This window comes from Rhodococcus sp. ARC_M12 (genome assembly GCF_022810385.1).
Classification (GTDB): domain Bacteria; phylum Actinomycetota; class Actinomycetes; order Mycobacteriales; family Mycobacteriaceae; genus Rhodococcoides; species Rhodococcoides navarretei.
The window spans coordinates 1-828 of record NZ_JALGQI010000052.1; the positions used below are offsets into that span (position 1 = coordinate 1).

Below are 828 nucleotides of genomic sequence, written 5' to 3' on the forward strand. Positions count from 1 at the left end.
GGTGAACTCAGGGGCCCGAACGATGTCAACTGGGCCTGCTCGGCAAACGCAAGTCCGAGTCGAGTGGCGTGGGCGATATCGAGTTCGGGATAGACCTCCCGAAACCACCGTATCGGTGCCTGGACGTCATGCTGAATGAGCGTCGCTTCACTGGTTCCTTCGCGGTGCATGATTGCACGAAGGCGCGCGGCGGCGTCAGGGTCGAGTGCGCGGCGTTCGAGCAGTTGCACGAACGCAAGCGGTGGCACGCCCTCGTCGCTCAGCTTCACGGTGATTCCTTTGACCCGAATTCACAAGTTTATGACTCCACCGAACATAGCCGTCACCCACGTTTGCGACGACACTTTCGTCGATCACGCCAGGAACTGAGGTGGTGGCAAGCTGGACGGATTCTTGTCCGGAAGTTCGTTTGTCTTGAGAATGGGAATATTGCGTGACACCGACGCTAGCGGCGCTACACCGCTGTCGCTACGGTCGACCGAATCGAGTCGTCTTGCTCAACTCTGGATTGGCTTGAAAATCTTGGAACCCCTCGATGTACGGAGCGAGTAGGTCTGCGATATCGGTGGCGGTCTGGGCTGCGTCAGTCGGGGGCCGTGAGACATACGCCAAGGCCATCTGAACGATGGACGTGCTCAGGATATCGGCTTGGCGTTTCGGGGCTTGCACCCAGCATCGCTGAAATGTGGCAGAGAGGTGATCTGCGGCTCGCTCGACAAGCTGGGTGCTGTGAACAGTAATGAGCCGCAGGAGGTCTGCGGATGCGTCTTCTTCTCGTAGCGATCTGACCAATGGGTCACGTTCGGAGACGGCGAAAAACGCAGCCAA

At 58.6% G+C, this 828-nt stretch carries 1 protein-coding gene and 1 pseudogene; both read right to left on the bottom strand.

Features of this window, described 5'->3' with window-relative positions; all coding sequences use genetic code 11:
* A pseudogene (locus MTX35_RS25290) lies at window positions 1-269 on the bottom strand (AraC family transcriptional regulator); the annotation flags it as partial.
* A 199-nt stretch (window positions 270-468) separates the two neighbouring features.
* A complete protein-coding gene (locus MTX35_RS26345) occupies window positions 469-828 on the bottom strand; it encodes a hypothetical protein (RefSeq protein WP_374230357.1) in 360 nt (119 codons plus the stop codon).